Origin of the sequence: Nocardioides sp. (genome assembly GCF_047607185.1) — a bacterium.
Taxonomy (GTDB): domain Bacteria; phylum Actinomycetota; class Actinomycetes; order Propionibacteriales; family Nocardioidaceae; genus Nocardioides.
Window position 1 is genome coordinate 1 of sequence record NZ_JASGDQ010000040.1, and the last position, 26,177, is coordinate 26,177.

A 26,177-nucleotide genomic window follows, 5' to 3' on the forward strand; every position below is an offset into this window, starting at 1 on the left:
GCTCACTGGTCTACCTTCCTGATGTTGGCGCTTCCCGATGGAGCGTCAATGCACCCGAGGTGCCACCAGGTCATCGCCCTGCTCGCTCGACGCCGTTGATGTCCAGCATGAGATCTGCGAGGTCTGGTGGTGTCCCGGGACGTGCAGACCGTCGACAGGGCTGAGCGCCTCCGAGCGCCGATCAGTGAGCGAACCGGCAGCCACGTCCCGGTACCCACGGCACCAGATGAAGGTGCCTCCCCACTGGGACTAGCAGCGAGGAGGCTGACGTGAAGTCTGCCAGCAACACCCTGCCCGAGGAACCCCTCAACGACGTGACCGCCGGAATCGACTGGGCACGCGACGACCACGCCGTCAGCGTCGTCGACCGACGCGGCCGCGAGATCGCCCGCACCATGGTCGAACACACCGCAGCCGGACTGCGTGACCTGATCACCTTTCTGGCTCGACACGGTGTCGGCGAGGTAGCGATCGAACGACCCGACGGACCGGTCATCGACACCCTGCTCGGCGCTGCACTGACCGTAGTGGTGATCAGCCCGAACCAGGTCAAGAACCTCCGCGGCCGCTACGGCTCCGCAGGCAACAAGGACGACCGGTTCGACGCGTTCGTGCTCGCCGACACTCTGCGCACCGACCGCGCCCGGCTGCGACGGCTCGAGCCCGACACCGCCGACACCATCGCGTTGCGCCGTGCCTGCCGGGCCCGCAAGGACCTCGTCTCCCACCGCGTCGCGGTAGCCAACCAGCTCAGATCCCATCTGCGTAATGTGTTTCCCGGCGCAGTCGGGATGTTCGCCGATCTCGACTCCACGATCAGTCTGGCGTTCCTGGGCCGGTTCACCACCCAGACCCGAGCCGACTGGCTGACCCCGCAACGCCTGACCGACTGGCTGACCAAACAGGGCTACTCCGGCCGGACCGACCCCGCCACACTGCACGCCCGACTGACCGCCGCACCCCGCGGCATCACCGGCACCGACGCCGACACACAAGCCCACATCACCCAGGCACTGCTCGCGGTCTTGACCACCCTGGTCGCTCAGATCAAAACACTCTCGGCCCAGATCGAGGCCCAGCTCGCCGCGCACGCCGACGCCCACATCTTCACCAGCCTGCCCCGATCCGGTCGCGTCCGCGCGGCCCGGCTGCTCGCCGAGATCGGCGACTGCCGAGCCAAGTTCCCCACCCCCGAATCGCTGGCCTGCCTCGCCGGCGCCGCACCCTCGACCCGACAATCCGGCAAACTCCGCGCCGTCACCTTCCGCTGGTCCTGCGACAAACAACTCCGCGACGCCGTCACCGACTTCGCCGGCGACACCCGCCACACCAACCCCTGGGCCGCCGATCTCTACCAACGCGCCCGCGACCGAGGCCACGACCACCCCCACGCCGTCCGCATCCTCGCCCGCGCCTGGCTCTACGTCATCTGGCACTGCTGGCAGCAAAACGTCGCCTACAACCCCGACCGCCACCACGCCCTCCAACGAGTCCTCACAGCCGCCCAGAACCAGGCGGCTTGACACAGGGCTTCTCATGCCAGTCGCTGCTCCTTCAGCAGCGCCGCGAGCTGGTAGAGCCCGCCGAGGTCGACCCCGCCCGGCAGTCTCGGCAGCTCGTACGACGGCACCTCGAGCCCCTGGACGACCTCCCGCTGGGCGTCCTCCAGTGCGCGCCGCTCGGCGTGCTCGGCGGCCTCGGCCACCAGCCCGTCGACCAGCTGCGGGGTTGCCTCGATGCCGACCCGGTCGAGGTCCTTCGCGATGGCGGTGCGGTCGAGGGTGCCGGCTCCGGCCGCCGCCAGGTCGGCGGGGTCGAGGTCGCGGGAGCGGACCAGGTTGACCACCACGCCGCCCACCGGCAGGCCGGCGCGGTGCAGCTCGGTGATGCCGTCCGCGGTCTCCTGGACCGGCATCTCCTCGAGCAGGGTGACCAGGTGGACCGCCGTACGGACCGACCGGAACAGGGTCATCATGGTGTCCGCCTGATGCTTGATCGGCCCCACCTTGGCGAGCCCGGCCACTTGGTCGGAGACGTTGAGGAACTGGGTGATCCGGCCGGTCGGCGGCGCGTCGAGCACCACCGCGTCGTAGTGGCGGGCGCCCTTGTTGCGGCTGTTGCGCTGCACCGCCTCGAAGACCTTGCCGGTGAGCAGCACGTCGCGCACGCCCGGCGCGATGGTGGTGGCGAACTCGACGACCCCGAACCGGTCCAGTGCCTTCCCGGCGCGGCCCAGCTTGTAGTACATCGCGAGGTACTCCAGCAGTGCCGCCTCCGCGTCGATGTGGAGCGCGTAGACGTTGCCCGGGGTCTGCCCCTCCCCGGTCAGGCCGGTGGCGATGCGGGTCTCGGCGTAGGGGAGTGGGTCGACGTCGAACATCCGGGCGATGCCCTGCCGGCCCTCGACCTCGCAGAGCAGCACGTTCTTGCCCTGGCTGGCCAGCCCGAGGGCGAGCGCCGCCGCCACCGTCGACTTGCCGGTGCCGCCCTTCCCGCTCACGACGTGCAACCGCACCCGTGACCAGTCCGACGCCGTCGCCATAGACGGTGACTGTAGCGGTGCGGTCGCCGTCGCGGGCGCGGGTCAGGTCGGGTGCACCGGGCAACGCCCGCCGTCGCGTCCACCCCCGGTCGGACGTGAGTAGGGTGCGGGTATGACCAAGTGGGAGTACCAGGTCGCCCCGATCCTCAACCACGTCGCGGGGCAGATCCTCAACAATTTCGGCCAGGACGGCTGGGAGCTCGTCACCATCACCGACAACGGCTCCGGCAACCTGGTCGGCTACTTCAAACGGCCCGTCGAATGACCCCCGAGGAGGCTCTGGCCGAGATCGGCCTGACCGTCCCGGAGGTGGTGCCGCCGGTGGCGGCGTACCTCCCGGCCCTGCGCAGCGGCAGCTACGTCTACACCTCAGGCCAGCTGCCGATGCGTGCTGGCGCGCTGATCGCCACCGGCAAGCTCGGCGGCGAGGTGACCTCGGAGGTGGGGTACGAGTGCGCTCGCCAGTGCGCCCTCAACGCCATCGCGGCGGTCAAGGCGGAGGTCGGTGACCTCTCGCTGGTCAGGCGGATCGTGAAGGTGGTCGCCTTCGTCGCCTCCACGCCCGACTTCACCGGTCAGCCCGGGGTCGCCAACGGCGCCTCGGAGCTGTTCGGCCAGGTCTTCGGAGAGGCCGGCAAGCACGCGCGCTCCGCCGTCGGGGTGCCGGTGCTGCCGCTGGACGCACCGGTCGAGGTCGAGGTCGTCGTCGAGCTGTGAGGATCTCCCTGCCGCCGTCGCTGATCGAGAAGGCCCGGGCGTACGCCGACGGGTCGGTCACCCCCGTCGAGCCACGTGACGCCGCGACCGTGCTGCTGTTGCGCCCCGGCGCCGACGGGCCGGAGGTGTTCGTGATGCGCCGACGTACGTCGATGGCGTTCGCCGGCGGCATGGTTGCCTTCCCCGGCGGTGGCGTGGCGCCCGAGGACGTCGTCGATCTCGCCGACGGCTGGGTCGAGCGGCTCGGCGCCGCCTCGCCGGTCCAGGCCGCCGCCGTCGTCGCCGCCGCGGTCCGCGAGCTGGAGGAGGAGACCGGCGTCATCCTCGCGCCGAGCGAGCTCGGCCTGTGGGATGCCTGGACGACCCCGGTCTTCGAGACGCGTCGCTACCGCACCTGGTTCTTCACCGCGCTGCTGCCCGAGGGCCAGGAGGCGCTGGAGCTGTCCACCGAGTCCTCGTCGGTGGAGTGGGTCTCGCCCGCGGCCGCGCTCGACCGGGCCGACGCCGGTGAGTGGACCATGCTGCCGCCGACCTACGGCTCGATGCTGCGGCTGGCCACCTTCTCCTCGGTCGAGGAGGTCATGGCCGAGACCGTCGAGGCGCGCGTCGCCATGTTCACGCCGACGCTGGAGGGCGAGCTGCTCACTGCGCCCGACTGGATGGTGCCACTGTTGGAGGCGCGGCGGCGATGACCTGGGCGGGCGGCTCGTTCGGACCGCACGAGTGCGTGCTGGCGGCCAACCCGGGGCCGATGACCCTCGACGGCACCAACACCTGGGTGCTGCGCTCGGGCGAGCGGTCCCTGGTCGTCGACCCCGGTCCGCTCGACGATGCCCACCTCGCGGCCGTCGCGGCGGCGGCCGGCGACGTCGCCGGGGTGCTGCTCACCCATCACCACCTCGACCACTCCGCGGGGGCGCGGGAGCTCGCGGAGCGAGTCGGTGCGCCGGTACGGGCGCTCGATCCGGCGTACACCCTCGGCGCCGAGGGGCTCCACGACGGCGAGGTCGTCGCCGTCGGCGATCTCGAGGTGCGCGTCGTCGCCACGCCGGGCCACACCCGCGACTCGCTGTCGTTCTACCTGCCCTCCGACGGCGCGATCCTCACCGGCGACACCGTGCTCGGCCGAGGCACCACCGTGGTGGCTCACCCCGACGGCGCCCTCGGCGCCTATCTCGACTCCCTCGACCGGCTGCACGCGCTCGCCGAGGCCCACGAGGTCGAAGCGATCTGGCCTGGCCACGGCCCGGTCATCGAGCGGGCGCTGCCGGTGCTCGACTACTACATCTCTCACCGGCGCGAACGGCTCGCCCAGGTCGAGACCGCCCTCGGCCGGCTCGACGCCACCCCGGCATCGGCCGACCCACGCCAGGTGGTCGAGATCGTGTACGCCGACGTCGACCGGGTCCTCTGGGGCGCCGCCGAGCTCTCCGTCCGAGCCCAGCTGGCCTATCTAGCCACCCGCTGACCCCGCTCCCCCCGCCCGCCGAGAGGTCCCTGATTGCCCGCCGAGAGGTCTCTCATTGCCCCTCGAGGGGTCTCTTTCTGCCCGCCGAGAGGTCTCTGATTGCCCGGTGACGATCCGGGACTTTTCGAGGGGCGATCCGGGACCTCTCGAGGGGCGATTCGGGACGTTTCGCGGGGCAATCCGGGACTTTTCGAGGGGCAATGAGGGACCTCTCGGCGGGCGGGGGGCGGGTCAGGCGCAGCCGCCGGTGGAGACGCGGGCGGTGCGCCCGGCGCCCTCGCTGGCGAGCTTCTCCACCTGGCCGGCGGTGAGCGCGTAGCCGGTGTCGGGGTCGGTCACCGACGCGGCGAAGACGACGCCGACGACCTCGCCGTCGGAGTCCACGATCGGACCGCCGGAGTTGCCGGGACGGATCAGGCCGCGGATGGAGTAGACGTCTCGGATAACGGTGCCCTGGCCGTAGATATCGGGCGAGCGGAGCCGCTGCTGGGAGCGGATCCGGCCCGGCTGCACGTCGTACGGCCCATCCTCGGGGTAGCCCAGGATCGCGACGCCGTCCTGCGGCTCGGCGGTGTCGTCGAACTCCAGCGGATTGGCCGCGCCGCTGTCGAAGGAGATCACCGCGATGTCGATGCCGGAGTCGTAGAGGACGACCCGGCCGGCGGTCTCCTCGCCGCCGATCTCGACGGCCGGGTCGGTGACACCGGCGACGACGTGGGCGTTGGTCATCAGGTAGCCCGGCGCGACCAGGAAGCCGCTGCCCTCGACGCCGCTGCCGCAGGAGTTGGTGCCGGTCACCTTGAGGACCGAGCCGGCGGCGCGTACGACGTCGGGGTCGGTCTTGAGCCGCTTCGGCCCGGCGCCCACCTTGACGATCCGCTCCGGTGCGAACGGCTCGAGGTAGCGGGGGAAGAACGAGGTGCCGACGACGTTGTTGAACCGGTCCAGCGCGCGACTGGCCCCGCTCGGCATCACGCCGTTGACGCTGCTGAGGATCGTCGAGCCGCGGACCGCGTTGGTGATGCCGGAGATGCGCGAGCCGGAGATCGCGACGCCGAGCGCCCAGGCCACCAGGAGCACCGCCAGCGCGGAGAGCGCGGCGCCACCGACCGCGTCCACGAGGCGGACCGGCTGCCAGCGGATGCTGTCGCGGACCTTCGCGCCGACGTACTGCAGCACCCCCTGGCCCAGCGACGCCGCCAGGATGACGACGAACAGGGCGCCGAGCGAGACCCACAGCGAGGGCGCGGCGTCACCGAGCAGCCTCGGCGCCAGCCAGACGCCCAGCAGGCCGCCGAGCAGCAGCCCGGCGGTCGCGAACGCGCCGGTGACGAAGCCCTGCCAGTAGCCCGACAGCGCGTAAGCCACCAGCAGCAGGACCAGGCACCAGTCGATCCAGTTCACTCGTGCGACCATTCCTGGACGTCGCGGTCCTGGGCGCGCTCGCGGCCGGCGAGCATGTACGGCGGCAGGTCCACCTCGGGCGCGTCGGGCATGTCGTCGATCCAACCGAGGAAGTCGAGGAATCGCGCGACGACACCCCCGGTGAATCCCCACAAGATGACGTCTTTGTCGGGACCGATCAGGAAGCCGGGCGTCTTCCAGCCGTGTCGCGGTGAGACGACCGTGATCCGGTGGGCCGGGTCGGCCAGCTCGCTGATCGGCACCCGGTAGACCGCGTGCACCTCCTCGGCGCTGGCCGGCTCGACCTCGCGGGGGTCGTCCCACCAGCCCAGCACGGGAGTCACCGCGAAGTGGCTCGGCGGGAGGTAGAGCTCCGGCAGCGTGCCCAGCACGTCCACGGACTGGGGCGGGATGCCGGCCTCCTCGTCGGCCTCGCGCAGCGCCGCCTCGATCGGAGTCTCGCCGGGGTCGAGCGACCCGCCGGGGAAGGAGACCTGTCCGGGATGGGAGCGCATGGTGTGGGCGCGCTCGGTGAGCAGGATGTCGGGGCCGCGCTCGCTCTCGCCGAAGAGCATCAGCACCGCGCTGCGCCGGGGGGCGGAGCCCTCCGGCACCCCGAAGGCGGTCAGGTCGGTGGCTTTGATGTGCGCCGCGCCGGCCACGACGTCGGCCAGCCAGTCGGGTCGGCTCACAGGTCCAGGCCGAGATGCTCGTCGACCATCGCCACGACCTCGTCCAGCGACTTCAGTCCCCCCGGAACGCCGTCGCTCAACTTGCCATCGGCGGAGAGGAAGAAGAACGTCGGCTGCCCGATGATGCGCAGATCGGTCTGTTGCAGGTCGCCGCCCGGATCGGCCACCAACGGGTAGGTGACGCCGCGCTCGTGAGCCTGCTTGAGCGCCACGCCGGGATAGGTGTCGTTGGTGTCGACGCCCAGGATCGGAACCCGGTCGCCGTACTTCTCCCAGAACTCCTCCAGCGCCGGCATCTCATCGATGCAGTAGGCGCAAGCCGAGGACCAGAAGTTGAGGATCAGGGGTCCCTTCAGCGTGGAAAGGTCGGTCTCGGTGCCGCCGCCAAGGCACTGCAGCTTCTTCCTCGGCAGGCCTCCATCGGTCGTCTGCCCGGTCGGACAGTCGACGATGCCCGTCTTGGCTTTGATCGCGACCAGCTCCGGCGTGGCGACGTCGATGTCAGAGTCGTGAGGCGGCGTGATGCCGGCACCATCACAAGCCGTGAGCAGCAGCGCCACGAGAACGATCAGCCGCTTCATCAGTTGGGCCCCTCGGTCCGCAGCAGCTTGGCCGCGGCGACCGGATCGGTCGGCCCCACGCCGTACGACGGGCACAGCCCGGACACCGGACAGGCCCCGCACGCCGGCTTCTTGGCGTGACAGCAGCGCCGGCCGTGCCAGATCAGGTGATGCGACAGCATCGTCCAGTCCTTCTTCGGGAACAGTGCCCCGACGGCGTGCTCGACCTTGACTGGATCGGTCTCGCTCGTCCAGCCGAACCGGCGCGCCAGCCGTCCGAAGTGGGTGTCGACGGTGATGCCGGGCATCCCGAACGCATTGCCGAGCACCACATTGGCGGTCTTGCGGCCCACGCCCGGCAGTTTGACCAGATCGTCGAGACGCGCCGGCACCTCGCCGTCGTAGTCGGCCACCAGGGCGGCGGAGAGCTTCAGCAGCGCGTCGGTCTTGGCCCGGAAGAAGCCCAGCGGCCCGACGATCGACTCGACCACCGCGCGGTCGGCGGCGGCGAGTGCCCTGGCGTCGGGATAGGCGGCGAAGAGCCTCGGGCTGACCGCGTTGACCCGCTTGTCGGTGGTCTGCGCGGACAGCACGGTCACGACGAGGCACTCGAAGGGGTTACGGAAGTCGAGCTCGGCCTTCGCGTCGGGATAGGTCTGGGCCAGGATCCGGTCGATCTTGCGCGCCCGCCGCACCAGCGCCGTCGCGGTCTCGGGGCCCTTCGGAGCGGCTGCGGGCGCGGTGGTCGACACGCGTCTAGGGTAGGACGAGGCGCCGACAGTGCCCGATCGGACCTCCCGGGAAACGCTGATCAATCCCGCCTGCTGCGCGCCGCTACGCGGCACACTGGCCGCGCCGCTGACGCTCGACAGGGCTCCAGCCTGCCTTTGCGCCCGCGGCTTGCCAGCGCACTCGCCTCGCAACGCTCGCTACGGCGCCATTGATCAGCGTTTCCCCAACTCGTTCAATCCGTGAGCACCCATTGCTGCCTGGGAGCAAGCAGACTGGCTAGGATTCAGTCACCGGGTCATGCTGGCGCGGCATCTCTTTGGGAGGTTTGGGGTGGACAACGACGTACTCCGTCAGGCGCCGCTGTTCAGCGCGCTCGACGACGAGGCGATGGCGGCACTCCACGCGTCGATGGCCGAGACCAAGCTGCGCCGCGGGGATGTGCTGTTCCATGAGGGCGACACCGGCGACAAGCTCTACGTCGTCCTCGACGGCAAGGTGAAGCTCGGACGTACGTCGTCCGACGGCCGGGAGAACCTGCTGGCGATCCTCGGCCCGGGCTCCATGTTCGGCGAGCTCTCGCTCTTCGACCCCGGCCCGCGCTCGGCCACGGTCACCGCCGTCACCGATGTCAGCTTCGCCTCGCTGTCCCACGAGGACCTCCTGCGCTGGCTCGAGGGCCGCCCGGCCGTTGCCCGCGGTCTGCTCGCCCAGATCGCCGGTCGGCTCCGCAAGGCCAACGACGTCGTCGCCGACCTGGTCTTCTCCGACGTTCCCGGTCGCGTCGCCAAGGCGCTGCTCGACCTCGCCGACCGGTTCGGCCGCACCGCCGACGACGGCGTACACGTCCACCACGACCTCACCCAGGAGGAGCTCGCCCAGCTGGTCGGCGCCTCCCGCGAGACGGTCAACAAGGCGCTCGCCGACTTCGCCTCCCGCGGCTGGCTCCGCCTCGAGCCCCGCTCCGTCGTCATCATGGACGTCGAGCGAATGGCCCGCCGCGCCCGCTGAGCAGGCGGGCATTCGTTCAGTTCTTTCCCTTGAGGGCCTTGGGGATCTCCTGGGCCTGCGTGATCGCCTTCTTCGGGGCGCGGACCTGCTTGACCTTCCTGACGCCGATGAAGGCGAGCAGGCCGGCGAGCAGCAGGTAGACGCCGAAGACGATGAGGAACGCCCAGTGCAGGCTCAGGCCGCGGCCGTTCCAGTTGATGAAGTAGGCCAGCGCGACCGAGAGCATGATGATCGCCAGCAGCACCAGGAAGCCGGCCACCGCGAAGAGCGCCAGGCCGGTGCCGCCGGCCCGCACCGAGACCTTGAGCTCTGACTTCGCCAGCTCGATCTCCTTGGAGATCAGCGTGGAGATGTCGCGGCTGGCGTCGGCGACGAGTCGCCCGATCGTCGGCTCGTCCTGCTGCTGGGCCATGGATCCCCCTGTCGAGTGATGGTGCGGGTCCGACCTTACCGATCTTCGTCGGCGATCCGTCGGTAGACCCGGTTCCGGGCGCGGAGTACGACGGCAGCCAGCACGGCCGCCGCTACCGACCCGACCAGCACGCCGACCTTCACGTGCTCGTCGCGCACGCTGCCGTGCCCGAAGGCCAGCTCGCCGATCAGCAGCGACACCGTGAACCCGATGCCACCGAGCATCGCCATGCCGACCACGTCGATCCAGGCCAGCTCGTCGTCCAGCTCGGCCTGGGTGAAGGTGTGGAGCAGCCAGGTCGCCGCGGTGATGCCGACCGTCTTGCCCAGCACCAGGCCGGCGATGATGCCGAGCGCGGCCCGGTCGGCGAGCGCCCCGGTCAGCCCACTCCATCCGCCGATGGCCACCCCGGCGGCGAAGAACGCGAAGACCGGGACCGCGAAGCCGGCGCTGATCGGCCGGATCAGGTGCTCGAAGTGCTCGGCGAGGCTGTGGCTCCCACCCCGGACCGGGACCGTGAAGCCGAGCAGCACCCCGGCCACCGTCGCATGGATGCCGCTGGCGTGCAGCAGTCCCCAGGCGAGCACGGCGAGCGGGACGAGCAGCCACGGACTGCGGATCCGTCGTTGCACCAGCACCCCGAAGATGGCGATCGGCACCAGCGCGGCGCCGAGCCAGAGCAGGTGCAGCTCGTCGGTGTAGAAGATCGCGATGACGCTGACGCCGCCGAGGTCGTCGACCACCGCCAGCGTCAGCAGGAACGTCCGCAGCCCGCTGGGCAGGTGCGTCGAGATGACCGCCAGCACCGCCACCGCGAAGGCGATGTCGGTGGCCATCGGGATCGCCCAGCCCTGTGCCCCCGGGCCACCGAGGTTGACCGCCGCGTAGACCAGTGCCGGCACCACCATGCCGCCGAAGGCGGCCGCGATCGGCAGCGCCGCCCGGCGCGGGTCGCGCAGGTCGCCGGCCACGAACTCCCGCTTGAGTTCCAGGCCCACCACGAAGAAGAAGATCGCCAGCAGTCCGTCGCTGGCCCATTGGCCGATGGTGAGGTCGAGGTGAAGGGCGCCCGGCCCGAGCCGGGCGTCGCGAAGGGCCTCGTAGGAGTCACGCCACGGGCTGTTGGCCCAGACGATCGCGACGATCGCGCCGGCGATGAGCAGCAGACCGCCGGCGGTCTCGGCGCGCAGGATCTCGGCGACGCGGGACGACTCCAGGAACGAGCCGCGCTGGAAGAGTCGGTTGCTGCTCACGGCTCCGCCCCTCGCTTCGCTCGTGGCCGCCGTGGTGCTGTCGGTTCGCTCGCAAGCTCGCTCACAGATGTCCTTCGGGCAGGCGACCATGATCGCCGACCAGACTTCCCGGCACACCGGTGGCAACACTACCGAGCACTACCCCAGTGGTGGCGTGCGTGGTGGTGCGGTACGCCGGACCCGGGTTGCCTCGATGGCGAGCCCGAGCCGCAGCAGCGCGGTGTCGTCGTACCCCCTGCCGGCGATGGTCAGCCCTACCGGCATCCCGATGTCGGCCATCGTCCCCATCGGCACCGTCACCGTCGGTATGCCCAGGTGGCGCGGCACCAGGTTGCCATTGCTCACCCAGACACCGTTGCGCCAGCCGAGGTCGGCCGCGGCGGGGTTGAGGTCCATGTCGGCCGGGCCGACGTCGGCCGCCGCCGGGAAGACCACCGCGTCGAGCGCGTTGTCGTCGAGCCACTGGTCGAGGTCGCGGCGCCGGGTCTCCTCGAGCCCGCGCACCCCGGCGGCCAGCTCGGGGATGTCGGTCAGCGCGGCGTACGGACGCTCGCGAACCACGTCGGGATAGCCGGCGATGTCGTCGTCGAAGCCGGTGTAGCGGTCGGGCAGCGCGCCCGGTGGCGACGGGAAGATGGTGGCGCCGTCCACGTTGGCGAGCGAGGAGAGCTCCGGGTCGCCGTTGGCCCGGAGGAAGTCGTCCCACGCCCAGGCGGACAGGTCCACGATCTCGCGCCGCAGGAACTCCGGGGAGACCAGCCCGCGGGTCCTGATCGTCGGCGCCCCGGGCCGGTCGCCCTCGTAGTTGCTGACGACCGGGAAGTCCACCTCCACCACCGTGGCGCCGGCCGCCTCGAGGTCGGCGCGCAGCACCTCCCAGAGGTCGATGACCGACGCCCTGGTCTCGATGCGCTGGCCGGTCGGGCCGCCGATCCCGACGCCGCCGGCGCCGGGGTCCCGGTTGAGGTACATCCGCGGCACGCCCAGCCGGGCGCCGGCCAGCTCCGCGGGCAGCAGCGAGGTGTACGTCGGCGGCCGGACCCGGCTGGCCAGGGGGATCGGCAGCCACGGCTGGGTCCGCCAGAAGTCGCCCCGGGGGTCGTGGTCGTCGGCGACGATCACGTCGAGCACCTCGAGCAGGTCGGCCATGGTGCGGGTGTGCGGCACCACCACGTCCATGGTCGGCACCAACGGCCAGTTGCCGCGCGTCGAGATGACGCCCCACGAGGGGGTGTAGGCGCACAGCGCGTTGTTGGAGGCCGGCGACCGGCCGCTCGACCAGGTCTCCTCGGCGAGCCCGAACGCCGCAAGGCTCGCCGCCGTCGCGGTGCCGGAGCCGTTGGAGGAACCCGACCCGAACGCCGCCGTCAGGTAGTCGCCGTTGTAGGGACTCTCCGCCCGGCCGTAGAGGCCGCGCTGCATACCGCCGTTGGCCATCGGCGGCATATTGGTCAGCCCGAGACAGATCGCCCCGGCCGCCCGCAGCCGCTCGATGGTGAAGGCGTCGCGCTGGGCCACCAGCCGCGCGAACGCCGGGCTGCCGGCGGCGCAGCTGAGTCCGCGCACCAGGTAGGAGTCCTTGGCGGTGTAGGGGATGCCGTCCAGCGGCCCCAGCGTCTCGCCGCGCGCCCGCCGTACGTCCGAGGCACGCGCCTGCGCCAATGCCTCAGGGTTGTCGACGACGACCGCGTTGAGCCGCGGGCCACTCCGGTCGTACGCCGCGATCCGGGCCTGGTAGGCCGCGACCAGCCCCACGCTGGTGACCGCTCCCGACTCCAGCGCCGCCCGCAGGTCCTGGATCGTCGCCTCCGCCACGTCGAACACGCGACGATCCTGGCACGGTCGGGTCACGGGCCGCCCCTGTGGACGGTTGCTGGCTATTTGAGGGTGATCCAGTAGCGGCGCTTGTCGTCGTAGACGCTCTCGAAGACGCCGCCTTGCGACTCGATGGTCCTGGCGGAGGCGAGGTTGTCGAGCAGACAGGTGAGCAGCACTCGGTCGAGGCCGAGCTCGCGGGCGCGGTCCAGCGCGAGGCCGAGGGCGCGGGAGGCGTGACCCTGCCGGCGGTACGACGGCCGGATGCTGTAGCCGATGTGGCCACCCTGGGTGCGCAGGAACTCGTTGTCGAGCGAGTGCCGGACCATCAGGAAGCCGATCACCGCGGCCTGCTCGGCGACCCAGTAGCAGTCGCTGACCACCAGCCCCTCGGGCGGCGCGACGGCCAGCTCGCGCGCCTTGGCGACCATCCGCCGGCAGCTGTCGAGGTCGGGCCCGAAGTCCTCCAGCCACCACCAGCCGGAGCCGTTCATGTCCTCGAAGCGTTCGTAGTCGCGGACGCACTCCGCCCAGGCGTCGTAGTGGTCGAGCGAAGGCTTGAGGAGGGAGGTCACCGGCCCATCAGACCAGTGACGGGTGCGGTGACACCACCGGATTCGGGCACTCGCTCAGCCGGTCGGCTGTGCGGAGGCCGTCGAGACTCCGCCGCCACCGTGACGCTTGGCGACGTACATCGCCTCGTCGGCGGCGGCCAGCAGGTCCTCCGCCGGGCCGCCGGCGTACTCGGCCACCCCGACGCTCACCGTGAGCGCGGCCGGGCTGCCGGCAGCGTCGAAGGGCTCGGCGACGACTCGGGCCAGCAGTTGGGCGTGCTCGACGGCCTCGGCCAGCGCCGTTCCCAGGAGCACCACGACGAACTCGTCGCCGCCGAACCGACCGACCAGGCCACCGGTCGCGGCCCGGGCCCGGTCGACCACCCGGCGCAGCGCCAGGTCCCCGACGATGTGACCGTGGGTGTCGTTGACGCCTTTGAAGTCGTCGATGTCGATCACCATCACGGACAGCGGCGTCCTACGGCGATCCGCGAACTCGACGGCGTGGGCGAGCACGAGATCGAGCCCCCTGCGGCCCAGCGCATCGGTGACGGGATCGCGCTCGGCGGCCGCGGCGACGCCGGCCGCGCCGGTGTGGGTGCGGTCGAAGGCGACCAGGAGGAGTAGCAGCGCGACGAACCCGGTGATCGGCAGGCTGCGCACTCCGGCGATCAGGGCTCCCACGCCGAGGGACACCGACACCACTGCGCCGAGCGCCAGGATCCGGTCGAGCCCGGTGGTCTGCTCGGTTCGTCGCAGCAGCGCGGCTGCGCCGACGGCGATGAGCACGATGCAGTACGGGCTGTGGATCTGGTAGCCGAGTCCGAACGGCTCCTCGCGCCACGGCTCGGGCGGCCAGAACAGCTCGCCCCAGGTGTCGGCCGGCAGCAGCGTGCTGAGAGCGAGCAGCGTCGGCTCCACCGCCAGCAGCACCAGGACGGTGGACGCGGGCCGCCACTCGGGATAGGCGAGCCGGCGAGCGAGCACCAGCCAGGTGGTGACGGCGAGCGAGATGCCGACGAGGAAGAGTGCGCCGGTGGGAGGCGTCAAGGGGCCGACCAGGTAGAAGCCGCCGGTGACATTCCAGATCGCGACGCCGAGCCCGCCGAGGAGGAGGACGGCGGTGTCGAGAGGCCCCGGGCGCCGGCGTACGACGACCAGGGCCGCCGCCGCAACACTGGCCACGGCGAGCAGCCAGCCCCACACGACCATGCGGCGACTCCTCGTGGACGGGTTGCGAGTGAACCCGATCCTAGGGAATCGCTGATCGATCCCGCCTGCTGCGCGCCGCGGCGCCATTGATCAGCGCTTCCCAGCCGGCTCGCGCGAGGCCCCATCCGGCCGGCCGACGCAGACCCCCGTCGGCCGGCCCGCGGGTCAGTCCTCGGTCGAGGTGGCCTGCCCGGCGGCGATGAGGTCCATGATGGAGGCGTCGGCGAGGGTGGTGGTGTCGCCGACCTCGCGCTTCTCGGCGACGTCGCGCAGCAGCCGCCGCATGATCTTGCCCGAGCGGGTCTTGGGCAGCTCCGGCACGACCATGATCTGGCGCGGCTTGGCGATCGGGCCGATCTCGGCACGGACGTGCGCCGACAGCTCCTGCTCGATGCCGGCCGGGTCGCCGCCCCCCTCGGATGTCGCAGTCTCGCGGAGGATGACGAAGGCGACCACCGCCTGGCCGGTGTCGGGGTCGGTCGCACCGACCACAGCGGCCTCGGCGACCTTCGGGTGGGAGACCAGCGCCGACTCGATCTCGGTGGTGGACAGCCGGTGGCCGGAGACGTTCATGACGTCGTCGACCCGGCCCAGCACCCACAGGTCGCCGTCCTCGTCCTTCTTGGCGCCGTCGCCGGCGAAGTAGTAGCCCTGGTCGCGGAACCGGGCCCAGTAGGTGTCGACGTAGCGCTGGTCGTCGCCCCAGATGGTGCGCAGCATCGAGGGCCACGGACCGGTGAGGACCAGGTAGCCGCCGGAGCCGTTGGGCACCGGCACGCCCTCGTCGTTGACGACGTCGGCGGTGATGCCGGGCAGCGGGTTCATCGCCGAGCCGGGCTTGCCGGCGGTCACGCCGGGCAGCGGGGAGATCATGATGGCGCCGGTCTCGGTCTGCCACCAGGTGTCGACCACGGGGGTGCGGTCGCCGCCGATCACGGTGCGGTACCAGACGTAGGCCTCGGGGTTGATCGGCTCGCCGACGCTGCCCAGGATGCGCAGCGAGGACAGGTCGCGGGCATCGGGGATCTCGCGGCCCTGCTTCATGAAGGAGCGGATCGCGGTCGGCGCGGTGTAGAAGATCGTGACGCCGTACTCCTCGATGATCTGCCACCAGCGGCCCCGCTCCGGCGAGTCCGGGGTGCCCTCGTAGAGCACCTGGGTGACGCCATTGGCCAGCGGGCCGTAGGCGATATAGGAGTGGCCGGTGATCCAGCCGACGTCGGCGGTGCACCAGTAGACGTCCTCAGGCTTGAGGTCGAAGACGGCGTAGTGCGTCCAGGCAGCCTGGGTGAGGTAGCCGCCGGTGGTGTGCAGGATGCCCTTGGGCTTGCCGGTGGTGCCGGAGGTGTACATCACGAACAGCGGGTGCTCGGCGTCGAAGGCCGATGGCGTGTGCTGGTCGGAGGCGGTGTCGACGACCTCGTGCCACCACACGTCGATCTCGTCATTCCAGGCCACGTCCTGGCCGGTACGACGCACCATCAGGACGTGCTCGACGGTCCAGCCCGCGGCGGCGGCCTTGTCGAGCGCCTCGTCCACGGCCGGCTTGAGCGCGGAGGGAGCACCGCGCCGGTAGCCGCCGTCGGAGGTGATGACCAGCTTGGCCTGGCAGTCCTCGACGCGGGCAGCCAGCGCCTCGGCGGAGAAGCCGCCGAAGACGACGGTGTGGATCGCGCCGATGCGGGCACAGGCCAGCATCGCCACCACCGCCTCCGGGATCATCGGCAGGTAGATCGCCACCCGGTCCCCCTCGCCCACGCCCAGGGCGGTGAGCGCGTTGGCGGCCCGGGAGACGTCGCGTTGCAGGTCGGCGTAGGTGATCGTGCGGGTGTCCTCCACCGGCTCGCCGACCCAGTGGATCGCGACCCGGTCCCCGTTGCCCGCCTCGACGTGGCGGTCCACGCAGTTGTAGGCGGCGTTGAGCCGCCCGCCGGTGAACCACTTGTAGAACGGCGGGTTGGCGTCGTCGAGCACCGTGCCCCACGGCTCGGCCCACGACAGCCGCCCGGCCGCCTCCGCCCAGAACCCCAGCCGGTCGCTCTCGCCGGCGGCATAGGCGTCGGCGGTGACATTTGCCTGCGCCGCGAGCTCGGCGGGCGGCTCGAAACGGCGGCTCTCATGCAACAGGTTGGACAGCGTCTCGTCGCTCACGTCTCGGCTCTTTCAACTGGTGGAGGTGGCCTGTCCCACACTAGGCCCGTGCCGACCAGGCGCAAACTGACACCCGCACCTTGGTGAGCAGGCGCAAACTGACACCCGCACCTTGGTGACCGGGCGCAAACTGACACCCGCACCTTGGTGACCGGGCGCAAACTGACACGCGTAGGGCGCTCGCGCCGGCTCCTCGGCAACGGGCACGCGGGAGTGGCGGACGCCACCAGACGAGGGCCAATTCGGGGTGGGTACTCCCGGCCCGGCCGCTACCTCTTACGATGCCGAGATACGTACGTCGTGCCGGTCGGGCACGACCGCAGTCTCTTGAACCGGAGGTCTCGGGGTGCCATCTCATCGCCACCTGTTTGCGGGCGTCACTGCAGCGCTCGTTGTCGCCGCTCTCCCCGTGACGCTGTCGTCGGCGTCCGCCACGACGGGTAGTGCCGGGCTCAAGCCAGCGAGCGCTACGGCCCTCACCGGCTCCGATAGCGGCACCGAGAAGGACGGCACCGTGATCGCGCTGGGCGACGGCCCGGGTCCCGAGACCTATATCGTCCAACTCGACGACCCGGCCGTACCGACCCGCGCGCTTGCGACGTCGCGGACAACGGCGAAGGTGCCGAGCGCGAAGCGCTACCGCAGCCAGATCCTCGACGACCAGGCCGCGATCAAGTCCGACATCCGTGGCATCACCGGGTCGCCGCTCGAGGTTGAGTACACCTACACCAACGCGATCAACGGCTTCGCCGTCTCGCTGACGCGCGCCCAGGCCGCCCAGGTCGCCAAGCTGCCGGGCATCTCCGCGGTCCAGATCGAGATCAAGCGCGAACTGCAGACCGACGTCGGCCCTGAGTGGATCGGCGCCCCGGGCATCTGGGACGGCGACGACGTGCCCGACGGGGTCGGCAGCAAGGGCGAGGGCGTCGTCGTGGGCATCATCGACACCGGCATCAACGCCGCCAACCCCTCCTTCGCCGCGACGGTCCCGGTCTCGGAGGGCGGCGACGGCTACACCGTCACCAATCCGCGCGATCACTACTACGGCGTCTGCGACCCCGACAACACCGACGGCGACCAGTCCACGGGCGGCGCCTACATCCCCGACTGGGGCTGCAACGACAAGCTGATCGGCTACTACAACTTCCTCAGCTCCGACACCGACGGCGGCACCGACTACGACTACGACGGCCACGGCAGCCACACCGCCAGCACGGCCGCCGGCAACCAGGTCTCGGCGACTACCTATGCCGCAGAGGGCACTGCCAACGAGTTCTCGACGACCGAGACCATCAAGGGCGTCGCCCCCCACGCCAACATCATCGCCTACGCCGCCTGCTGCGAGGGCGCGGCGCTGATCGCTGCCATCGACCAGGCGATCGCCGACGAGGTCGACGTGATCAACTACTCCATCGGCTCCTCCGCGCCCGCCACCGACCCGTGGGACGAGTTGGTGGCTCCCGACGCCGTGGGCTTCCTCAACGCGCGGGCGGCCGGCATCGACGTGGCCGTCTCGGCCGGCAACGACGGCCCCGACGACACCACCGTCGGCAGCCCGGCCAACGCACCGTGGGTCACCAGCGCCGCCGCCACGACGCACAACCGACAGTGGCAGGCCGAGGTCCAGGACATCTCCGCCGACGACGGCTCGACGCTCGATGACATCGACGGCGTCGCCTTCGCTGCCGCCACCGACGGCACGTACCCCCTGATCGACGCCGCCGACGCCGGCGACGAGCTGTGCGAGGACGGCGAGCTGGACACCGACGCCGTGGCCGGCAAGATCGTGGTCTGCCTGCGCGGCACCAACGGTCGCCTCGAGAAGGGCCAGGCGGTGCTCGACGCCGGCGGTGCCGGCATGATCCTGGTCAACGACGAGGCCAGCGGTGACTCGCTCAACGCCGACGCCCACGTGCTGCCGGCGGTCCACCTCACCTACGACGACGGCGTCGCGTTGCGTGCCTGGCTGGCCGACCACAAGGACGACAACCCGGAGGCGTCGCTCTCAGGTGGCGTCAAGTACGTCGGTGACGACGTCGCCGACATCATGGCCGCCTTCTCCAGTCGCGGCCCCAACGGCGCCATGTCGATCATCAGCCCCTCGGTCGCCGCGCCGGGGGTGGACATCCTCGCCGCGGCCGGCACCGACAACGACATCGACTACGAGTTCGAGTCGGGCACCTCGATGGCGAGCCCGCACACCGCCGGCTCGCTGGCGCTGCTGCACGCCGTACACGACGACTGGTCGCCCGCCGAGCGGCAGTCCGCGCTGATGACGACCGCCTCCGAGGACGTCAAGAACGACGACGGCGTCTCGCCGGCCGGCTGGTTCGACATGGGCTCGGGCCGCGTCGACCTGACCAAGGCGGCCGAGGCCGGCTTCGTGCTCGACGAGAACGAGGAGGACTATCTCGCGGCCAACCCGCAGGAGGGCGGCGACGTGCGCACCCTCAACCTGGCGAGCATGGCCGACGACGAGTGCCTGGTCAGCTGCTCGTGGACCCGCACGCTCACCGGCACCTCCACCGGCGTCGGCACCTGGACCGTCACCACGGAGTCCGACTCCGGCGACCTCCAGCTGAGCGTCGCCGAGGACTCGATCGACCTGAGCGAAGGCGGTACGGCGGACCTGGTCGTCACCGCGCAGGTCGACTCCGCCGCCAGCACCGAGGACTGGCTCTTCGGCAAGGTGACGCTGACGCCGCCGGCGGGCTCGACGGCGCCGGTCGCCCACCTTCCCGTTGCGGTGCTGCCCAGCGACGCCGTACTGCCGGACTCGATCGACATCACGACGAGCCAGGACTCGGGCTCGCAGTCCACCGACGGCTTCCGGACCGTCGCCACCGACGACCTGCAGGTGTCCTCCAGCGGCTTGGTGCTGGGCCAGACCGACCAGCTCTCGCTGGTTCAGGACCCGACCTACGACGACCCGTTCGACGGTCTCAGACCGCAAGACGGCGTCCGGATCAAGCGTCTGACCGTCCCGGCCAACGCCACCAGGGTCGTGGCCAGCCTGGCCAATGCCACCGCCACGGACCTCGACCTCTACGTCGGCAGGGGAGCTGTGGACCCGGACAACCTGGTCTGCTACAGCGCGAGCGGCGGTTCCAAGGAGTCCTGCGACTTCGTGCCACCGTACGGCGGCAGCTACTGGGTCCTGGTCCAGGACTGGGAGGCCGGCGACGGGGCCACCGACACCGTCGACCTGACGACCGCGGTGGTGTCCGGCAGCCCCGGCAACCTCACCGTGACCGGACCGGAGTCGGTCGAGGCCGGAGTGTCCTTCCCGCTCACGACCGCGTTCGACGAGCCGGACATGGAGCCGGGCCAGACCTGGTTCGGCACGGTCACGCTGGGCACCGGCATCTCCTCGCCCGACGACCTCGGTCAGGTGCCGGTCAACCTCACCCGGGTCGCCGACGAGGTCGGTGACGAGGTCGGTGACGCCACGGTCGGCCTGGCGCTGACGCCGGCCAGCGTCGCTGCCAACGGCTCCAGCGAGGCCACCGCGACGGTCACCTCGTCGACCGGCGTCGTGCCGACCGGCCAGGTGCAGTTCCTGGTCGACGGGGCGGTGAGGGCTACCGGCACGCTCGACGCCGCCGGCAAGGCGACGACCACGCTGAGCGGTCTCGCCATCGGCACCCACTCCGTCGTCGCGAGCTATCTCGGTGACAGTCTGACCAAGGCGGGCACCTCGGCGGCGGTCTCGCTGGTGGTCGCCGACAAGGTGGCCCCGGCGCTGACGGTCAAGGCCAAGAAGAAGGTCAAGGTCGGTGTCCGGCCGAAGGTCACGGTGACGGTCTTCGCCACCGGCGTGACCCCGACCGGCACCGTCACCATCAAGGCCAAGCAGGGCAAGAGGACCAAGGTCTACACCGTCCAGCTGGTCAACGGCGTCGCCACGGTGAGGCTGAGGAAGGCCACGAAGCCCGGCCGGATCAAGCTCACCGTGACCTACTCCGGTGACGCGGCCGTCGCGCCCGCCACCGCGAAGAAGGGCATCACCGTCAAGCGCAAGAGGTGACACATGCGAGGCGCCCGCTGGCCCGCCCCGGCTCGCGGTGCTACGAGCGGCTTCTATGATCAGAGCCATGGAGGAGCTGGGCGGGTTCGCGTGGAGCCCGGCGACGCCGAGTTCGCGAACGCGCTCTGAGGTCCGCCTCGCTCGGGTGCGCGACGCCCTGTTGACCCGCGCCAACCTGGACGGGCCGGAGCTGACGGTTGAGGCGGCGCGGCAGGGCTTCGCCAACCCCAAGCTCCACATGATCCTCATCGTGCGGTCGGGGACGCTCCTGGGGACTCTCGTGCCCGAGGACCTGCCGCCCTTCGCCTCCGGTCCGGCGCTGCCCTGGTCGTCGCTCGAGGGCCGTACCGTCTCGCCCGACGCGGAGCTGGAGCCGCTGCGACAGCTGATGATCGCCGCCGGCGAGCGGCGACGGGCGGTCGTCACCGACGACGGCCATCTGCTGGGGCTGCTGTGCCTCAAACGTCACCAGCGTGACTTCTGCAGCGACGCCGACGTCGCCGCCCGCCGGGCCGAGCGGAGGGCCGCGGCAAACGGCCAGTCGGAGCCGGGACTCAGCGGAAGCTGAAGATCAGCTCGTCGGTGCCGGGGTCGTCGCCGTCGAGCACGCGCGGCAGCCGCACCGCGGTGTCATCGCCGCCCTCGCTCGAGGTGGTCGAGACCAGGGTGGTCGGCATCGCGGGCCGCGCCGGCCGGTCGGTGACCAGCGCGCGGTAGACGTAGGTGAGATAGGGCAGCTTCATACCGTCCATGCCCCGGCCGTAGTCCTCGTAGAAGGCCAGAGTCGCCGCCCGCTTGGCGGCGACCTCCTCCTCGGACAGGTCGAGGTTGACCGAGCGCGACAGCACCAGGTCGACCACGCTGTGCTGGTCGATCTGCTGCCAGAACTTGAACGTCTCGGCGACCGGCGTCGCGAAGAACCCGGACGACTCCAGGTCGTGGGTGGGGTCGACGTTCTCGACGTGCTTGCCGATGATCCCGCCCAGCTTGCGCACCCACGGGATGGACTCGTCGCGCTGGTTCCAGACCAGCCCGAGCACGCCACCCTCCTTGAGCACCCGGGCGATCTCGGGCAGCGCCGTCTCGGGGTCGAACCAGTGGTAGGCCTGCCCGGCGATGACCACGTCGAAGGACTGATCGGGCGCGGGGATCTGCTCGGCGGTGCCGGCAGTGGCGCGCACCTCGGGCAGGTTGCGGCTGAGCACGTCGAGCATCGCGTCGTCGGGGTCGGTGGCGAAGACCTCGTGACCCAGCTCGACCAGGGTCCGGGTCAGCTTGCCGGTGCCGGCGCCGAGCTCGAGGACCTGCTTCGGCCCGGCTCCCACCAGCCACTCCACCGCCTCGCGCGGATAGGAGGGCCGGCCGCGGTCATAGGCGTCCGCGACCTTCCCGAAGGAGCGGCTGGGATCGGTCATCGCTGCCTAGGCTACCGTTCAGGGCCGTGTCTGATCCGCTGTCGTGGCTGGTGTCGCTCGAAGGTGTCTCCTCGGCGTACGCCGGCACCCGCGACGGCATCGACGTGGTGCTGCGCGACCGGGGCCTGCGTCGTACCTCACCGGAGACCACGGCGGAGTCGCTGCTGCGCGGCGCGCACGCCTCCGCGGTGCTGGCGGGGTCGGCCTCCTCGCTGGCCGAGGTGCGGGCCTCCGGCGGTGACCCGATCGCCCTCGACGCGGTCCGGATCTCCACCGAACTGCTCTCGCTGGTGCCGGTGCTGAAGCGGGCCCCGCTGCAGGCGCTGGCCCGGCTACACGCGCTGGCCGCCCCCGGCCGGCCCGACGTCGGCCGGCCGCGAAACGCCGAGGCCGCCGCCCGGCTGCAGGCGCTGGCCGGGCTGCTCACCGCGACCACGACCGCTCCCGCGCTGGTCGTCGCCGCGATCGTCCACGCCGATCTCGCCACCGCGACGCCCTTCGGCTCGCACGACGGCTTGGTGGCCCGCGCCGCCGAGCGGCTGGTCCTGGTGGTCCGCGGCGTCGACGAGAAGTCGCTGACGGTGCCGGAGGCGGGTCACCTGGCGCTGCGGCCGCAGTACGAGTCGAACCTGCGTGGCTATGCCGCCGGCACCCGGGAGGGCGTGCACTCCTGGCTGCTCTATGCCGCCGAGGCCTACGCCGCCGGCGCCGAGGCCAGCCCGCTGCAGGGCTGAGAACGTGTTCTGACACAAGCAGGTGGCACCCGATCTCTCTAGGAGTCCGGATGCCACCGCGTGACACCCGACCGTGGGGCTACCAGGCGTGCAACTCCTTATTGCTGCCGGCGGGCTGTCTCCCCGTCATCGGATCAGCTCCCTGTAGGAAGGGAAGTTCGCCGCGTGGGTACCCGGTCGAGTGTGCGCTGTTGAGTTCTCTCAAGGTCGTTTCTACCCCCGTCGTACGACGCAGACAAGGCTTGATCTTCTCCGCCGACGGGAGGACAGTGGGAGAGTTGTGCGCGGCACCTGTCAGGCGCCGATCCGCCGCCGCCGGGCACTCGCCCAGATCACCCCGCCGGCGACTACGACACCGCCCACCGCGAGCGCGGCGAGGGTCGGCCGGGCGGCTGGCAGCCTCGATCGCAGCGCCACCGGCTTGGTGAAGACCAGGACCGGCCAGTCGCGCTCCTTGGCGATCCGTCGCAGGTCCTTGTCGGGGTTGACCGCGAACGGGTGGCCGACCGCTTCCATCATCGGCACGTCGGTCGCGGAGTCGCTGTAGGCGAAGGACTCGGCCAGGTCGTAGCCGTTGACCTCGGCGAGCCGCCCGATCGCCTCGGCCTTGCCCTCGGCGTAGGCGTAGAACGCGATCTCGCCGGTGTACTTGCCGTCCTCGATGGCCATCGTGGTGGCGATGACATGATCGGCGCCGAGTAGCTCGCCGATCGGCTCCACCACCTCGGTGCCGCTGGCGCTGACGATGACGACGTCACGGCCGAGAGCGTGGTGCTCCTCGATGAGCTGCACCGCCTCGTCGTAGACCAGCGGGTCGACGACATTGTGCAGCGTGTCGGCCACGATCTCCTTGACGGTGGCGACATCCCAGCCGGTCACCAGCTCGGAGAGGAACTGGCGCATCTTCTCCATCTGGTCGTGGTCGGCCCCGCCGACCACGTAGACGAACTGGGAGTAGACGCTGCGCAGCAGCGCCTTGCGGGAGAGCAGCCCACCGGCCTGGAACGGCTTGCTGAACGCCAGCGTGCTCGACTTGGCGATGATCGTCTTGTCGAGGTCGAAGAACGCCGCTTGCCGGCCGCTTGCCATGGTTCCCATGGTAGGTGCCCCGCCACCTCGGCGGTCCGCCGATCGGCCAATTTCCGTCCACAGGCGGGCTTCGCGCCCGCGTTTTCCACAGGTACGACGGCACCTGGTGTGACCCGTCGTGTCGGCGGGAATCGTCGCAATCATGACCGACGCGCTGCTGATCACCGCTGACGAGACCCTCCTCGACGAGCTGGTCCGGCTGGCTGCCGCTGCCGGCGTCACGCCCGCCGTCGCCGCCGATGCCGGTGGCGCGCTGCGCGGCTGGCAGCAGGCCGCCGTCGTCCTGGTGGGGGCCGATCTGGTCGCCGAGCTCGCCCGGCTGGCGCCGCCGCGACGCGATGGCGTGCACGTCGTGGGCTGGACGGTCCCCGACGCGCTCTATCGCGAGGCGCTGGCGCTCGGCGCCGAGGCGGTGGTGATGCTGCCGGCCTCGGCGGAGTGGCTCGCCGCGCTGCTCTCGGACGTTGGTGACGTGGGCCGGGCGCGTGGCTTCACCGTCGGCGTCATCGCCGGCTCGGGCGGCGCCGGGGCCACCACCTTCGGCTGTGCGCTCGGCCAGCTCGCCGCCCGGGCCGGGCCGACGGTGGTGATCGATGCCGATCCACTCGGGCCCGGCGTGGACCGGGTGCTGGGCATGGAGACGCACGAGGGCGTGCGCTGGGACGAGCTGGCCCGCACCAGCGGTCGGCTCAGCGCCCGCTCGCTGCGCGAGGCGCTGCCGCGACGGGGGGACCTGGCGCTGTTGACCTGGGTCGCGGGCTCCTCGCGCGAGTTGCCGGAGGTGGCCGCCCGGGAGGTGCTCTCCGCTGCCCGGCGCGGCCACGACACCGTCGTGATCGACCTGCCTCGATCGCTGTCGCCGACCACCGAGGAGCTGCTCCACCGGTGCGATCAGGTGCTCGTCGTGGTGTCCTGCACCCTGGTCGGGATCGCCTCGGCCAGCCGACTGGTCGCCTCGCTGCCGGACCGGTCTCGGCTGCGGCTCGTGGTGCGGGGTGGCCTCGCCGACGAGGCGGCAGTGGCCGCCGCGGTCGGTGCGCCGGTGCTGGCGGCGATGTCCGACCAGCGTGGCCTCGACGAGGCCATCGACCTGGGCTACGGCCCGCTGCGCAACCGCCGTGCCCCGCTGGGGCGGGCTGCTGCCGCGGTGCTCGAGATGCTGTCGGTGGCCTCATGAGTGAGCGGCGCGAGCGAGTCATTCAAGTGGCCGGGAGTCGGGGGTGAGCGCCGCAGTGGATCTCGCGCCCGAGGTCGTCGACGAGGTCCGCGACCGGCTGGCCCGCGCCCCCGGCGAGCTGACCCCGCACCGGGTCGCGGAGGCGCTGCGGGCGACGGGAGCGCCGATCGGCGACGCCACCGTGCTCGCCGTCTACGAGTCGCTTCGCCGCGACGTCGTCGGGGCCGGCCCGTTGGAGCCGCTGCTCCGGCTGCCCGGCGTGACCGACGTACTGGTCAACGGACCGGACCAGGTCTGGATCGACCGAGGCTCGGGCCTGGAGCCCGCCGCCGTGACCTTCCCCAACGACGACGCGGTGCGCCGGCTGGCCCAGCGGCTGGCAGCGGCCGCCGGGCGGCGCCTGGACGACGCCGCCCCTTACGCCGATCTGCGGCTAGCCGACGGCAGCCGGTTCCACGCGGTGCTGGCCCCGCTCGCCCGTCCCGGCACCGCCATCTCGCTGCGGGTGCCGTCGCGGCGCGCGCTCTCGCTCCACGACCTCCTCGCCGGTGGCTTCGTCACCCCCGACGGGGCCGCCCTGCTCCGCGCCGTCATCTCCTCCCGGCTGGCCTTCCTGGTCTCGGGCGGCACCGGCACCGGCAAGACCACCCTGTTGGCGGCGCTGCTCGGGCTGGTCCCGGCCTCGGAGCGGATCGTGCTGGTGGAGGACGCCGCCGAGCTGCGGCCCGACCATCCCCACGTGGTCGGCTTGGAGGGCCGACCGGCCAATATCGAGGGCGCGGGTGCGGTCGAGGTGCGGGCGCTGGTCCGCCAGGCGCTGCGGATGCGGCCCGACCGGCTGGTCGTGGGGGAGGTGCGCGGGGGTGAGGTGGTCGACCTGCTGGCGGCGCTCAACACCGGCCACGAGGGCGGCTGCGGCACGCTCCACGCCAACTCGGCCGCTGACGTGCCGGCCCGAGTCGAGGCACTGGCGCTCGCCGCCGGTCTCGGCCGCGAGGCGGCGCACAGTCAGCTCGCCTCGGGCGTAGCCGCGGTGCTGCAGCTGACCCGCGGCGTCGACGGGACGCGGCGGCTGTCCCAGGTAGCGGTGCCCGTCAGATCCTCAGCGGGCCTGGTGTCCATGTCGCTCGCGGTGTCGTTCACACCGGCCGGCGACCTGGTCGAGGGCCCGGCCGCGGCCCGGCTCGCCGAGCTGCTGGGGCAGCCATGAGGTCC

Annotated in this window: 24 protein-coding genes; 11 read left to right on the top strand and 13 right to left on the bottom strand. The window is 71.4% G+C overall.

Features of this window, described 5'->3' with window-relative positions:
- Positions 1-269 precede the first annotated feature (269 nt).
- Positions 270-1,523 carry an IS110 family transposase gene (locus QM595_RS03750; RefSeq protein ID WP_415170185.1) on the top strand — a complete coding sequence of 418 codons (1,254 nt, stop codon included), beginning with the start codon at positions 270-272 and terminating at the stop codon, positions 1,521-1,523.
- Positions 1,524-1,534: 11 nt separating this feature from the next.
- On the opposite strand, the gene QM595_RS03755 is transcribed toward QM595_RS03750, so the two are convergent.
- Positions 1,535-2,542: an ArsA-related P-loop ATPase gene (locus tag QM595_RS03755; protein WP_415170186.1), complete on the bottom strand. Its 1,008-nt coding sequence runs from the start codon at positions 2,540-2,542 to the stop codon at positions 1,535-1,537.
- Positions 2,543-2,654: 112 nt separating this feature from the next.
- Here QM595_RS03755 and QM595_RS03760 point away from each other — a divergent pair, with 112 nt between their 5' ends.
- Genes QM595_RS03760 through QM595_RS03775 form a run of 4 tightly spaced genes read left to right on the top strand, consistent with a single transcriptional unit; the run spans position 2,655 to position 4,727 of the window.
- Positions 2,655-2,807, top strand: a complete 153-nt coding sequence (locus tag QM595_RS03760; protein ID WP_139230050.1) for a DUF4177 domain-containing protein — start codon at positions 2,655-2,657, stop codon at positions 2,805-2,807.
- Complete coding sequence (locus QM595_RS03765; protein ID WP_415170187.1) at positions 2,804-3,259, top strand: RidA family protein; 456 nt, start codon at positions 2,804-2,806, stop codon at positions 3,257-3,259. Before QM595_RS03760 ends, QM595_RS03765 begins: the two co-directional genes overlap by 4 nt.
- Positions 3,256-3,951, top strand: coding sequence for an NUDIX hydrolase (locus QM595_RS03770; RefSeq protein ID WP_415170188.1), 696 nt, complete (start codon positions 3,256-3,258; stop codon positions 3,949-3,951). Before QM595_RS03765 ends, QM595_RS03770 begins: the two co-directional genes overlap by 4 nt.
- The gene (locus QM595_RS03775) at positions 3,948-4,727 is read left to right on the top strand and encodes an MBL fold metallo-hydrolase (RefSeq protein WP_415170189.1); all 780 of its coding nucleotides are present in this window, start codon (positions 3,948-3,950) and stop codon (positions 4,725-4,727) included. The genes QM595_RS03770 and QM595_RS03775 overlap by 4 nt, the downstream gene beginning before the upstream one ends.
- Before the next feature lie 231 nt (positions 4,728-4,958).
- Here QM595_RS03775 and QM595_RS03780 read toward each other — a convergent pair whose 3' ends face one another.
- The 4 genes from QM595_RS03780 to nth are packed head-to-tail and all read right to left on the bottom strand — an operon-like array spanning position 4,959 to position 8,135.
- The gene (locus QM595_RS03780; protein ID WP_415170190.1) at positions 4,959-6,131 is read right to left on the bottom strand and encodes a MarP family serine protease; all 1,173 of its coding nucleotides are present in this window, start codon (positions 6,129-6,131) and stop codon (positions 4,959-4,961) included.
- Complete coding sequence (locus QM595_RS03785; protein ID WP_415170191.1) at positions 6,128-6,823, bottom strand: NUDIX hydrolase; 696 nt, start codon at positions 6,821-6,823, stop codon at positions 6,128-6,130. The genes QM595_RS03780 and QM595_RS03785 overlap by 4 nt, the downstream gene beginning before the upstream one ends.
- Positions 6,820-7,404, bottom strand: a complete 585-nt coding sequence (locus QM595_RS03790) for a TlpA disulfide reductase family protein (RefSeq protein ID WP_415170192.1) — start codon at positions 7,402-7,404, stop codon at positions 6,820-6,822. Before QM595_RS03790 ends, QM595_RS03785 begins: the two co-directional genes overlap by 4 nt.
- The gene (nth, locus tag QM595_RS03795) at positions 7,404-8,135 is read right to left on the bottom strand and encodes an endonuclease III (protein ID WP_415170193.1); all 732 of its coding nucleotides are present in this window, start codon (positions 8,133-8,135) and stop codon (positions 7,404-7,406) included. The genes QM595_RS03790 and nth overlap by 1 nt, the downstream gene beginning before the upstream one ends.
- A gap of 277 nt (positions 8,136-8,412) precedes the next feature.
- On the opposite strand from nth, the gene QM595_RS03800 reads away from it, so the two are divergent.
- A complete protein-coding gene (locus tag QM595_RS03800) occupies positions 8,413-9,123 on the top strand; it encodes a Crp/Fnr family transcriptional regulator (RefSeq protein WP_415170194.1) in 711 nt (236 codons plus the stop codon).
- 16 nt (positions 9,124-9,139) lie between these two features.
- Here QM595_RS03800 and QM595_RS03805 read toward each other — a convergent pair whose 3' ends face one another.
- The 6 genes from QM595_RS03805 to acs all read right to left on the bottom strand — a co-directional run bounded on the left by QM595_RS03805 (position 9,140) and on the right by acs (position 16,520).
- Positions 9,140-9,535: a phage holin family protein gene (locus QM595_RS03805; protein WP_415170195.1), complete on the bottom strand. Its 396-nt coding sequence runs from the start codon at positions 9,533-9,535 to the stop codon at positions 9,140-9,142.
- Between the two features lie 35 nt (positions 9,536-9,570).
- A complete protein-coding gene (nhaA, locus tag QM595_RS03810; protein ID WP_415170196.1) occupies positions 9,571-10,788 on the bottom strand; it encodes a Na+/H+ antiporter NhaA in 1,218 nt (405 codons plus the stop codon).
- A 138-nt stretch (positions 10,789-10,926) separates the two neighbouring features.
- Positions 10,927-12,612: an amidase gene (locus QM595_RS03815; RefSeq protein WP_415170197.1), complete on the bottom strand. Its 1,686-nt coding sequence runs from the start codon at positions 12,610-12,612 to the stop codon at positions 10,927-10,929.
- Positions 12,613-12,665: 53 nt separating this feature from the next.
- Entirely contained in the window at positions 12,666-13,178 is a 513-nt protein-coding gene (locus QM595_RS03820; RefSeq protein WP_415170198.1) for a GNAT family N-acetyltransferase, read from the bottom strand.
- 54 nt (positions 13,179-13,232) lie between these two features.
- Entirely contained in the window at positions 13,233-14,369 is a 1,137-nt protein-coding gene (locus QM595_RS03825; protein ID WP_415170199.1) for a diguanylate cyclase, read from the bottom strand.
- A 165-nt stretch (positions 14,370-14,534) separates the two neighbouring features.
- Positions 14,535-16,520, bottom strand: coding sequence for an acetate--CoA ligase (gene acs, locus QM595_RS03830; protein ID WP_415170200.1), 1,986 nt, complete (start codon positions 16,518-16,520; stop codon positions 14,535-14,537).
- Positions 16,521-16,929: 409 nt separating this feature from the next.
- Between acs and QM595_RS03835 the strand changes: the two genes are divergently transcribed.
- The gene (locus QM595_RS03835) at positions 16,930-20,547 is read left to right on the top strand and encodes a S8 family serine peptidase (protein ID WP_415170201.1); all 3,618 of its coding nucleotides are present in this window, start codon (positions 16,930-16,932) and stop codon (positions 20,545-20,547) included.
- 145 nt (positions 20,548-20,692) lie between these two features.
- Positions 20,693-21,115 carry a hypothetical protein gene (locus tag QM595_RS03840; protein ID WP_415170202.1) on the top strand — a complete coding sequence of 141 codons (423 nt, stop codon included), beginning with the start codon at positions 20,693-20,695 and terminating at the stop codon, positions 21,113-21,115.
- Here QM595_RS03840 and QM595_RS03845 read toward each other — a convergent pair.
- Positions 21,102-21,962 carry a class I SAM-dependent methyltransferase gene (locus QM595_RS03845; RefSeq protein WP_415170203.1) on the bottom strand — a complete coding sequence of 287 codons (861 nt, stop codon included), beginning with the start codon at positions 21,960-21,962 and terminating at the stop codon, positions 21,102-21,104. The two genes, QM595_RS03840 and QM595_RS03845, sit on opposite strands and share 14 nt — an antisense overlap.
- A 26-nt stretch (positions 21,963-21,988) precedes the next feature.
- On the opposite strand from QM595_RS03845, the gene QM595_RS03850 reads away from it, so the two are divergent.
- Positions 21,989-22,696 (top strand): oxidoreductase, encoded by a 708-nt coding sequence (locus tag QM595_RS03850; RefSeq protein ID WP_415170204.1) that lies wholly within the window; start codon positions 21,989-21,991, stop codon positions 22,694-22,696.
- Positions 22,697-22,990: 294 nt separating this feature from the next.
- On the opposite strand, the gene QM595_RS03855 is transcribed toward QM595_RS03850, so the two are convergent.
- Positions 22,991-23,785 (bottom strand): HAD family hydrolase, encoded by a 795-nt coding sequence (locus QM595_RS03855; RefSeq protein ID WP_415170205.1) that lies wholly within the window; start codon positions 23,783-23,785, stop codon positions 22,991-22,993.
- A 142-nt stretch (positions 23,786-23,927) separates the two neighbouring features.
- Here QM595_RS03855 and ssd point away from each other — a divergent pair, with 142 nt between their 5' ends.
- Both ssd and QM595_RS03865 read left to right on the top strand, forming a co-directional pair.
- Complete coding sequence (gene ssd, locus QM595_RS03860; protein WP_415170206.1) at positions 23,928-24,962, top strand: septum site-determining protein Ssd; 1,035 nt, start codon at positions 23,928-23,930, stop codon at positions 24,960-24,962.
- A gap of 43 nt (positions 24,963-25,005) precedes the next feature.
- Positions 25,006-26,172 (top strand): TadA family conjugal transfer-associated ATPase, encoded by a 1,167-nt coding sequence (locus QM595_RS03865; RefSeq protein ID WP_415170207.1) that lies wholly within the window; start codon positions 25,006-25,008, stop codon positions 26,170-26,172.
- Positions 26,173-26,177 lie beyond the last annotated feature (5 nt).

Excerpts from the sequence above, each read along its gene's own strand:
- QM595_RS03755 (WP_415170186.1), bottom strand. The coding sequence starts at position 2,542 with ATGGCGACGGCGTCGGACTGGTCACGGGTGCGGTTGCACGTCGTGAGC.
- QM595_RS03760 (WP_139230050.1), top strand. The coding sequence starts at position 2,655 with ATGACCAAGTGGGAGTACCAGGTCGCCCCGATCCTCAACCACGTCGCG.
- QM595_RS03765 (WP_415170187.1), top strand. The coding sequence starts at position 2,804 with ATGACCCCCGAGGAGGCTCTGGCCGAGATCGGCCTGACCGTCCCGGAG.
- QM595_RS03775 (WP_415170189.1), top strand. The coding sequence starts at position 3,948 with ATGACCTGGGCGGGCGGCTCGTTCGGACCGCACGAGTGCGTGCTGGCG.
- QM595_RS03790 (WP_415170192.1), bottom strand. The coding sequence starts at position 7,404 with ATGAAGCGGCTGATCGTTCTCGTGGCGCTGCTGCTCACGGCTTGTGAT.
- QM595_RS03800 (WP_415170194.1), top strand. The coding sequence starts at position 8,413 with ATGCTGGCGCGGCATCTCTTTGGGAGGTTTGGGGTGGACAACGACGTA.
- QM595_RS03805 (WP_415170195.1), bottom strand. The coding sequence starts at position 9,535 with ATGGCCCAGCAGCAGGACGAGCCGACGATCGGGCGACTCGTCGCCGAC.
- QM595_RS03825 (WP_415170199.1), bottom strand. The coding sequence starts at position 14,369 with ATGGTCGTGTGGGGCTGGCTGCTCGCCGTGGCCAGTGTTGCGGCGGCG.
- QM595_RS03845 (WP_415170203.1), bottom strand. The coding sequence starts at position 21,962 with ATGACCGATCCCAGCCGCTCCTTCGGGAAGGTCGCGGACGCCTATGAC.
- QM595_RS03855 (WP_415170205.1), bottom strand. The coding sequence starts at position 23,785 with ATGGCAAGCGGCCGGCAAGCGGCGTTCTTCGACCTCGACAAGACGATC.
- ssd (WP_415170206.1), top strand. The coding sequence starts at position 23,928 with ATGACCGACGCGCTGCTGATCACCGCTGACGAGACCCTCCTCGACGAG.